We start from the raw sequence: 9032 nt of genomic DNA, 5'->3' as shown, positions 1-9032 counted from the left end.
CACATGCTGCGCGACTACCCGCGCGTCGGCCTCGAGCTGCATGGCGGCGGGCCCGAGCAGCAGCTCGCGGCGCTGCGCGCGCGTGCCATCGATGCGCTGCTGATCACCTACCGCGCGCTCTCGCCGAGCGAGGACCTGCGCATCGAGGTGCTGCCCACCCTGCGTTCGGGCTTCGTCTGCCGGCGCGACCATCCGCTGGCAAGGCGCCTGCGCGAGGCGGGCGCGCTGGCCTTCGCCGAGCTCGCGCGCTTTCCGCTGATCTCCACGCGCGTGAGCGACGACGTCGCGCGCCGCCTGGTCGAGCGCTACGGCAGCGAGGCCAGTCCGCAGCGCTGGCTGCAGGTGTCCTCGGAAGAGATCGGCGTGCTGGTGGAAGCCGTGCGCAACACCGACGCGATCTTCCTTGGTGTGCTCGCGGTCACGCGCGCGCTGCGCGATGGCGGCGAACTGGTCGAGCTGGCCGTGGCGCCGCAGGCCGGGCTCGATGCGCAGTTCGCCTTCGTCACGCTCGAGGGCCGCACCGAGGCGCCCGCGCTGCAGATCGTGCGCGGCTTCTGCATGGCGCTGGCGCGCAGGGAGTCGGCGGCCGAGCAGGGGTAGCGCCGAGGCGTCGCTGTCAGCTGGGGTCGGCCGCGAAATCCACCTGGTGCCGAGCGATCCGCAGATCGCCCAGCGCCTCGCGCACGCGCAGGTGCGCCGGATGCGTGGCATAGCCGTCGAGCGCGGCCTGGCTGTCGAACTCCGAATAGAGCACCACGTCGCAGGCATAGGCGACGCGGCTCGAGTCGATGCCGACCTCGATGCGCAGCAGGCCCGGGACCTGGCCGCGCAGCGACTCGAACTGCTGCTTCACGAACTGCGTGGCGCGCGCCTTCTCCTCGGGCGTGTCGGCGCGCAGGTCCCACATCACGATGTGCTTGAACATGGCGCGGGGGAATGAAAGACGAAGATCACGCGAGGGCTCCAGCTCCCGCGGATCAGGAAGGAGCCCGCGGCGTGCGGACGATGGTATGCAGGCGCGGCGCGAAAGACCGCGTCGCCGCTGGAGAACTGTTTTCCGCTGGTGGCGCTCCGGGCTCAGTCGCGCGGCGGCCGCTTCGCGATGCCCATGGTCTTCGCGAGGATGCCGAGCATCACCTCGTCGGCGCCGCCGCCGATCGAGGCCAGCCGGCCGTCGCGGTACAGCCGCGAGACGCGGTTCTCGAGCGTGAACCCCATGCCGCCCCAGAACTGCAGGCAGGTGTCGGCCACCTCGCGCGTGAGCCGGCCGGTCTTGAGCTTGGCCATCGAGGCCAGCTCGGTCACGTCCTGGCCCTGCACGTGCAGGTCGCAGGCGCGGTAGGTCAGCGCGCGCAGCGCCTCGACCTCGGTCTTGAGCTCGGCCAGCTTGAACTGCACCCACTGCTGGTCGGCCAGCGTGCCGCCGAACAGCTTGCGCTGCTGGGCCCATTCGATGGTCTGCGCGATGCAGTCGTCCATCGGCTCAAGCGAGCTGGCCGCGCACCACAGCCGCTCTTCCTGGAACTGCTGCATCTGGTAGACGAAGCCCTGACCTTCCTCGCCGATGCGGTAGCGCTGCGGCACGCGCACGTTGTCGAAATAGATCAGGCCGGTGTCGCTCGAGTGCATGCCGATCTTGCGGATCTTCTTCGCCTTCTCGATGCCGGGGCTGTCCATCGGCACGATCACCAGCGACTTGTTGCGGTGCACCGGGCCGTCGCCGGTGTTGACCAGCATGCACATCCAGTCGGCCTGCAGGCTGTTGGTGATCCACATCTTCTGGCCACTGATGAGGTAGTCGTCCCCATCCTTGCGCGCATGGCTCTTGAGCCCCGCCACGTCGCTGCCCGCGCCCGGCTCGGACACGCCGATGCAGCCCACGGTATCGCCCGCGATCGCCGGCGCGAGGAACTCGCGGCGCAACTCGTCGCTGCCGAAGCGCGCGAGCGCGGGGGTGCACATGTCGGTCTGCACGCCGATCGCCATCGGCACGCCGCCGCAGCTCACGTGGCCCAGCGCCTCGGCCAGCGCCATCGCGTACGAGTAGTCGAGGCCGCCGCCGCCGTAGGCCTCGGGCTTGTTGAGGCCCAGCAGGCCGAGGTTGCCGAGCTTCTTGAAGACCTCGTGCGCGGGGAAGGTCTCGGCCGCCTCCCACTCGTCGACGTGCGGATTGATCTCCTCGTCGATGAAGCGGCGCAGGGTCTTCTGGATCTCGAGGTGTTCGTGCGTGTAATGCATGGTGTCCGTACGGGCGGGGCGCTCTGGGCCCCGATCGCAGGAACTCTAGGCGCGCCCCGGCCGTGGGGCTTGCGCCAACTAGCTGGTGCGCGCGCGGCGCGCGGTGGCCGGTGCCGGCCGCGCGTTCGAGGCGGCCGAGATCGGCGACTCGATGCTGTTGCCGGTGAGCACCCAGTAGATGAAGATCAGCACCGCGCCGGCGGTGCCGAACACCGTGAGGCCCATGTAGCTGCCGCCGATGGCGAGCGCATCGACCGGGGCGGCGGCGGTGCAGACCATGGTGGCCGCGCTCATGCCCACGTAGTGCATGGTGCAGACCGCCAGGCCCATCACGGCCGCGGCGCCGATCTGCAGGCTCAGCTTGCGCACGTTGAAGGCCAGCCACAGCGCGGCGGCGGCGGCGCTGATGGCGATCAGCACCGACAGCCCGACCGCCATCGGGTCGAACTGCATCGACGCGCGCATGTTCATCGCGAACATGCCCATGTAGTGCATCACGCACACGCCCAGGCCGGCCAGCAGGCTGCCCGCGAGCCAGCCCGCGCGGCTGAACTTGCGGCGTCCGCCCGCGAGGTAGAGCGCGATGCCCGAGATCAGGATCGCCGCCACCAGCGAGACCACCGTCAGCGGCATGTTGTAGGCGATCGAGACCGGCAGCCGGTACGCCAGCATGCCGATGAAGTGCATCGACCAGATGCCGATGCCGCCGAGCGCCACCGCCGCGCAGGCCACGGCCGCGAGGTTCGGGCGGCCGTCGGCGCCGACCATGCGCCCGGCGCAGATCAGCGCGGTCAGCGAGCCGGCGAAGGAAATGAAGTACGACAGTGCCACCAGCCCCAACGAGTATTCGGGCGACAGCAGCTGGCCTGCGACGAGCGGTGTCATGGTTGTCCTTTCGACAGGAAGACGGCACCGCTCGCCCCCGGAAATCGGTGGTACCGGACCGTTCCGGGCGAGTTTGTAATGTTTGTTTTTAAAAGTAAACTGGTTTTTTACAATTCTGTTTAGATTGCTTTTCTCTTAATTTTTCAGCGCTGAGGCCGGATCCGGTATATCGCGTTGTTCCGGTCCGCCGCCATGTAGACCGTGCCGTCGGGCCCGACCGCCACGCCGGTCACCACATAGGGCGGCGGCAGTCCGGGCCCGGGCGCCAGCCCGATCGGCAGGTTCTCGGCGATGGTGCGGCGCGAGCCGTCCACCGGGTCGATCTCCACCAGCCGCCGCGCCGCACTCTCGGCCACCACGAAGCTGCCCCAGGGCGTCTGCGCCAGGCCCTCGGGCAGCGCGAGCTTGTCGGCGATGGTGCGCAGCGGCGCGCTGGCGTCGAGCGGAATGCGCAGCAGCTTGCCGGCCGCCTCGGTCACGTAGAGCGCGCCGTCGCGGCCGATCACCATCTGCACCGGCCCGTTGAGCCCGCTCGCGATCACCTGCCGCTCGGCGAACTTCGCGCCGCTCGCGCGCGTGATGCTGCCGGTGGCGATCTCGGCGTAGATCACGCTGCCGTCGGGCATCGGGATCGCGTCGAACGGCGCCTTCAGGCCATGGATCATCTCCACCGTCTTCAGCGTCTGCCGGTCGACAAGCTGCACCGTGCCCGTGAACCACGAGCTCAGCGCGAACAGCCGCGCCGAGAGCCCGACCGCGAACGGGTACTCGAGCTCGGGTTCGCGCTGCATGCGGAACACGTCGCGCACCTCGCCGTTGCGCACGTCCACCCGCCGGAAGCCGAACACGTCGGCGACCCAGAGGTCGTTGCCGTCGAGCTTCATGCCGGCCGGCACCGCGAGCTTGCCGCCGGTGAGCGTGCGCAGCTCGCCGGTGGCGGGCTCGAAGGCCATGACCTCGTTGTCGGCCATGTTCGAGATGTAGATCGTGCCCTCGGGCGCGATCGCGAGGTTGTCGAGCGAGGGCTTGAGCTGCTTCGCGACCGTCTTGCGGCCGGTGGCGAGCTCGACCTTCACGAGTTCGCCGCTGCGCGCGTCGACGACCCACAGGTTGCCCTTGCCGTCGAGGTTGGCCGCGGCCGGGATCTGGAAGCCATCGGCGATCGGCGTGATGCGCCCGTCGGCCGGATCGATCTTCACCACCTGGTTCTTGAACCACAGCGGCCCGTAGAGCATGCCGTCGGGCCCGACCTCGAAGCCGTTGAAGCCGCCCATGTCCTTGCGGATCAGCCGTGGCGGCTTCTGGCCCGCGCGGTCGATCTCCCACAGCGCATCGCCGAGGAACACCTGCGAGGCGTAGAGCTTGCCGTTGCGCGGGTCGAAGGCCAGGGAGTTGAGGCCGGGCAGGTCCTTCGCGAGGACACGCATGGGGGCGGTGTCGTTCTCGCGGTAGCGCAGCATGCCCATGAGGTAGTTGGTCCAGGCCATCTCGCCTTGGGGGCCGATGGCGATGTCGTCGGACTGGCCTTCGGGGGCGTCGATCAGGATCTTGGCTGCACCTGTTTTTCTGTCGACTTCCCAGAGGGTGTTGCCCAGGACCGAGCCTGCGAGCAGGCGGCCCTTCTGGTCGATGGCGAGGCCGTGGACGCCGGAGAAGGAGGAGGGGGGGACCAGGGGCTCTGGGGGGTGCCAGGCTGTGGGTCTTGTGGTGATGAGGGGTGGGGACGGTACGGGTGCCGGCTCTGGTGTCTGTGCGACTGCTGGGGTCGTTGACGGTTGGCTCGTTGTCGTTGTTGTGGTGCTGCAGGCTGCGAGCCAGACGGCCGTGGTGGCGATCGCGAAGCGACGGAACAGGGGGCAGGTGGGCACGGGGTCTCCTTCTCTCTTCTCTTTGTTCGGCTTTTTTTGGGGCGCGCGGGGGAGTCTAGGGAATGTGGAGGGGGAATTGGTCGCTGGTGAGACAGAGGTTTGGGTTTCCTTAAGGTGCTGTCTCTTGTGGTTAGGCCGTTGGCCGGGTCTCGCCCCGGCGGGCGAGTCACTTTCTTTTGCTTCGCCAAAAGAAAGTAACCAAAGAAAAGGCGACCCCACTGTCTGTGTCCCTCCGCTTCGCTACGGGCAACCTGCGGTGCTCGGAGAAAGCGGGGGTCCGCAGAACTCGCTGCGCTGCGCTCCGCTCAGACAGCTGCGGCCCTTATCCCGCTTTCTCCTGCGCTCCTCGGCACAGCCAGAGGGGACTAGGGTCAACGCGCCATGGCGCGTCCTTGTGTGGTGAGTGCGCATGCGTAGGCCTTGGATCTTTCACTGAGGCCGAGCAAAGCGAAGGCCCGTTGGGTATGCGAGGCCGAGCGCAGCGATGGCCCGATCCACTCCCCTCTGGCTGCGCCGAGGAGCGCAGCGTTTCGCGGATAAGGGCTCGCAGCTGTTTGAGCGAAGCGAGTTCTGCGAGACCCCGCGAAACGCGAGCACCGCAGGTTGCCCGTAGCGAAGCGGAGGGTCGCAGACAGTGGGGTCGCCTTTCTTTGCTTACTTTCTTTGGCGAGACAAAGAAAGTGAGCCGCCCGCCGGGGCGGGACCCGGCCTACGGCCTAACCAAAAAGCAAGCCCGAGGCAAAAAGATCAACGCCAATCAAGCCCTGAACCTCTTCCGAGTCAAAGCCAACGCCACCCAAAACGCCACCCCCGCATAAACCACCAGCACACCAGCATGCCGACCCCACCCCACAGGCCACTGGTCCATGAACAAAGGCCGAACCAACGCCACAGCATTAGCCAACGGCAACCACCCCGCCACCACCTGCACAGCCCCAGGCAGTTGCTCAAGCGGAAAGAACACCCCACTCAAGAACATCATCGGCGTCATGAACAAGGTGAAGTAGTACGTGAAGAAGTCATACCCCTTCGCCATCGCATTGAAGATCAGCGCGATCGATGAAAACGTGACCCCCGCCCCCGCCAACACCAGCCAGGCCACGAACAGCTTCGGACTGTGACTGATCCCCAGCCCCAGCATCACGAACAGGATCGCCGTCACCGTGAAGATCGACTTGAACGCCGCCCACAGCATCTCCGCCAGCACGATGTCGTCCAGCCCCACCGGCGCGTTCATGATCCCGTCCCAGGTCTTCTGCACGTGCATGCGCGAGAAGGCCGAATACAGCGCCTCGAACGAGGCCGCGTTCATCGCGCTCATGCAGATCGAGCCGCTCGCCAGGAACAGGATGTAGGGCACCTTCGTTTCGCCCACGCTCACCTGCCCCACCAGCGCCCCCATGCCGTAGCCGAAGGCCACGAGCCAGATCAGCGGCTCGGCGATGTTGCCGATCAGGCTCGGGATCGCGAGCTTGCGCCACACCAGCAGGTTGCGCAGGAACACGGGCCACCAGCGCATCGACAGCTGCGGCGGCCGCCACGCGGAGGGCGAGGGTGGCGAAGAAGAGGAGGAGGGCTCGGTGGCGAGGGTCGGAGTGGTCATGCGATCGGTGTGTCTCTGAGTTGTCGTTCTGCGGCGTGCACGAGGCGAGGCCCTCAGCCGTCCTCGCGAATCTGCCGCCCCGTGAGCTTGAGGAACAGGTCCTCGAGATTCGCGGGCCGGTGGAAGGTGCGCAGGCCCGGGTGCTGCGACAGCGCCTCGAGCAGGCGGCGCGCGTCCTGCGTGTAGAAGAACACCGTCTCGCCGCTGACCTCGACGCGCGCGGCCAGGGCGCGCAGTGCGTCGACGTTCGCCAGCGCGAGCGCGCCGTTGCCGTAGACCTCGACCACGTCGGGCTCGAGGTGCTCGGCGATCAGGTCGCGCGGGCGGCCCTCGGCGATCTTGCGGCCGTGGTCGAGCACCAAGAGGCGCGAGCACAGGCGCTCGGCCTCGTCCATGAAGTGGGTGGTCAGCAATATCGACTTGCCCTGCTGCAGCAGCACCTGCAGGCGCTCCCACATCAGGTGGCGCGCCTGCGGGTCGAGGCCGGTGGTGGGTTCGTCGAGCAGCAGCAGCTTGGGGTCGTTGACCAGCGCGCGCGCCAGCGAGAGCCGGCGCCGCATGCCGCCCGAGAGCTCGCCGGGCTTGGCATCGGCCTTGTGCGAGAGCGCCGCGAACTCGAGCAGCTGCGGCACGCGCTCGCGCACCTGCTTCTTCGCGAAGCCGAAGTAGCGGCCATAGACCACGAGGTTCTCGGCGCAGCTGAAGTCGGGGTCGAGGGTGTCGAACTGCGACACCACGCCGAGCTGCGCCTTGATCGCGAGCGCGTCGCGCGGCATCTGCAGGCCCAGCGCCTCGATGCTGCCGCCATCGGGCGCGGTGAGGCCCAGGCACATGCGGATGGTGGTGGTCTTGCCGGCGCCGTTCGGGCCGATCACGCCCAGGCATTCGCCGGGCGCGATGTCGAACGAGAGATCGTCGACCACCGTGGTATCGCCGTAGCGCTTGCGCAGGTTCGCCACGCGAAAGAGCGGCGCGGCGGGCGCGGCGGCCGGCGAGGGAGGGGAGACAGCTTGGGAGGAGGAGTACACGGGCGGGACCAGAAAGAGGAAGACAGGGAGGACCGCGGAACGCGACGATTCTGACGCAGGCCCGCGCGCGGCGCCGTCCGTCGGGGGACCAGGGTTCACCGCGAGCCCATGGCGCGCGCGAGCGAGACACAATCGCGGCTTCGCCGGCCCCGGCCGCAGTCCCCCCACGCATCCTTTCGTCCGACCTTCCATGCAGACAAGCCACAGGCCGTGCACTTCCTTCTTCTTCCGGGTTTGCGGCCGATGACGGCAGCGACCGCGTCGCGGCCCTGGCGCGCGCTGCTGCTCGTGCTGTGCAGCGCGCTGCTCGCGGCCTGCGCGCCCTTCCATCGTTCGATCGGCGCGGCGGAGCGCGCGAAGCTGCCCGAGGTCGACGTGCGCGTGGTGGTCGCGCAGGAGAGCTTCATGTTCTCGGCCCAGCCGCCCGGCGCGGCCGCGGCGCTCGGCGGCGGCATGATCGGCGCGCTGATCGACTCCTCGGTGCAGCAGGCGCGGCAGAAGGAGATGAGCGCCGAGGTCGGCGCCACGGTCGGGCCGCTGCTCGACTACGACTACCGCACCGAGGCCGGCATCGCGCTCGGCGAGATCGGTGCCACCGGCCTCTATCCGCCGCTGCGCATCGCCTCGGCGCAGGTGCTGCCCGCGATGCCGCCCAAGGCGCAGCACGAGGCGCGCATCGCGGCCACGCGCAACGGGCCCGCCTATCTCGTGCTGCTGCTGCAGTACGCGCTCGAGCCGGGGCTCGGCGCCTTCACCACGCGCACCACCGCGCTGCTGTGGCAGGACGGCGGCAGCGAGCCGGTCTACCGCGCGGGCGCGATCTACCAGTCGCCGATCGGCGGCGGCACGCGGCCCACGGTGGTGCGGCGGCTGGTCGCCAACGATGGGCAGGCGCTGCGCGCCGTGATGCGCGACTCGGTGGCGCAGACGATGCGCCTGTTCGCGCTCGACATCGCGGGCGCACGCGCGGGGCCGGTGAAGACCGGGCGCTTCAACGTCAACGGCACCTGGGTCGTGATCGGCGGCCAGGGCATCGAGGACGCGCAGGCCGGTCCGCCGCGCGTGCTGTTCCGCGACGAGGACAAGGCGCTGTATTCGATCCGGAGCACCGTGCCATGACGCGCCTTCGCTTTCATCGCGCTGCCGTGCTCGTGCTGCTGGCCGGCGCGCTGACGCCGTTGGCGCACGCGGTCGACGAGAACGAGCCGCTGAGCATGGTCTTCGAGTCCTCGCCCGAGCCCGGGCAGCGGCCCGACGAGGCACCGGTGCCGGCCTTCCGCATCGCGCAGCGCTGTACCTTGTTCCTCGCGCGCGTCGACGACATCCGCCGCAACAAGAGCCACATGGGCAACCTCACGCGCATGCTGCCGACGGTGCATGCCACGCCGCGCCGCGTGGAGTCGCTGCGCG

At 68.7% G+C, this 9032-nt stretch carries 8 protein-coding genes and 1 pseudogene; 3 read left to right on the top strand and 6 right to left on the bottom strand.

Going from position 1 to position 9032, the window contains the following annotated elements:
• Window positions 1-600 (top strand): LysR family transcriptional regulator substrate-binding protein (locus tag AC27VN_RS23515; protein ID WP_490878065.1); only part of this gene is annotated, 600 nt, incomplete at its 5' end.
• Window positions 601-616: 16 nt separating this feature from the next.
• On the opposite strand, the gene AC27VN_RS23510 is transcribed toward AC27VN_RS23515, so the two are convergent.
• The 6 genes from AC27VN_RS23510 to AC27VN_RS23485 all read right to left on the bottom strand — a co-directional run bounded on the left by AC27VN_RS23510 (window position 617) and on the right by AC27VN_RS23485 (window position 7622).
• Window positions 617-925: a Dabb family protein gene (locus AC27VN_RS23510; RefSeq protein WP_490878064.1), complete on the bottom strand. Its 309-nt coding sequence runs from the start codon at window positions 923-925 to the stop codon at window positions 617-619.
• Window positions 926-1077: 152 nt separating this feature from the next.
• The gene (locus AC27VN_RS23505) at window positions 1078-2187 is read right to left on the bottom strand and encodes an acyl-CoA dehydrogenase family protein (RefSeq protein ID WP_490878066.1); all 1110 of its coding nucleotides are present in this window, start codon (window positions 2185-2187) and stop codon (window positions 1078-1080) included.
• Between the two features lie 129 nt (window positions 2188-2316).
• Window positions 2317-3123, bottom strand: coding sequence for an MHYT domain-containing protein (locus tag AC27VN_RS23500; RefSeq protein ID WP_296780485.1), 807 nt, complete (start codon window positions 3121-3123; stop codon window positions 2317-2319).
• Window positions 3124-3266: 143 nt separating this feature from the next.
• A complete protein-coding gene (locus AC27VN_RS23495; protein WP_490878063.1) occupies window positions 3267-4610 on the bottom strand; it encodes a hypothetical protein in 1344 nt (447 codons plus the stop codon).
• Between the two features lie 1138 nt (window positions 4611-5748).
• On the bottom strand, window positions 5749-6594 hold the full coding sequence (locus tag AC27VN_RS23490) for an ABC transporter permease (RefSeq protein ID WP_490878062.1): 846 nt from the start codon (window positions 6592-6594) through the stop codon (window positions 5749-5751).
• A 53-nt stretch (window positions 6595-6647) separates the two neighbouring features.
• A complete protein-coding gene (locus AC27VN_RS23485; RefSeq protein WP_490878061.1) occupies window positions 6648-7622 on the bottom strand; it encodes an ATP-binding cassette domain-containing protein in 975 nt (324 codons plus the stop codon).
• Window positions 7623-7865: 243 nt separating this feature from the next.
• Between AC27VN_RS23485 and AC27VN_RS23480 the strand changes: the two genes are divergently transcribed.
• Window positions 7866-8741, top strand: coding sequence for a hypothetical protein (locus AC27VN_RS23480; RefSeq protein ID WP_490878060.1), 876 nt, complete (start codon window positions 7866-7868; stop codon window positions 8739-8741).
• Window positions 8738-9032, top strand: a pseudogene (locus tag AC27VN_RS23475) (hypothetical protein); the annotation flags it as partial. The gene AC27VN_RS23480 and the pseudogene AC27VN_RS23475, both read left to right, overlap by 4 nt.

The sequence above is a fragment of the Variovorax sp. 20P10.2.4 genome (assembly GCF_058244205.1).
This window is presented reverse-complemented; position numbering and strand designations above follow the sequence as displayed.